The organism is Streptomyces callyspongiae (genome assembly GCF_047200695.1).
GTDB lineage: Bacteria > Actinomycetota > Actinomycetes > Streptomycetales > Streptomycetaceae > Streptomyces.
Window position 1 is genome coordinate 1 of sequence record NZ_JBJZOM010000061.1, and the last position, 409, is coordinate 409.

The following is a 409-nucleotide window of genomic DNA, read 5'->3' on the forward strand; positions in this document are numbered from 1 at the left end:
TTGGCGCGGGCTTTTTCCTCGTCGCGGCGGCCGCCGCCGAAGACGGCGTCGTAGCGGCCGGTGTCGATGGCTTCGAGGAGGGGGACGGTCTGCAGGGGGTTGCGGGTGCCGTCGGGGCGTTCGCGCAGGGTGCCGTTGTCGATGTAGTCCTGCACGAGGGCGACGTGGAGGCGCAGGTTGTGGCGTTCGACGGTGGCGTCGCGGTGCGCGAGGACTTCGGGGAAGTTGTGGCCGGTGTCGACGTGGAGGAGGGAGAAGGGTACGGGGGCGGGGGCGAAGGCCTTGATCGCCAGGTGGAGCATGACGATGGAGTCCTTGCCTCCGGAGAAGAGGATCACCGGCCGTTCGAACTCGCCGGCCACCTCCCGGAAGATGTGGACCGCCTCCGACTCCAACGCATCCAGATGCG

1 protein-coding gene is annotated in these 409 nt (G+C 68.7%); it reads right to left on the reverse strand.

Going from position 1 to position 409, the window contains the following annotated elements:
* On the reverse strand, positions 1–409 hold a 409-nt coding region (locus ACL06G_RS21520), incomplete at both ends, for a phosphoadenosine phosphosulfate reductase domain-containing protein (RefSeq protein WP_412788172.1).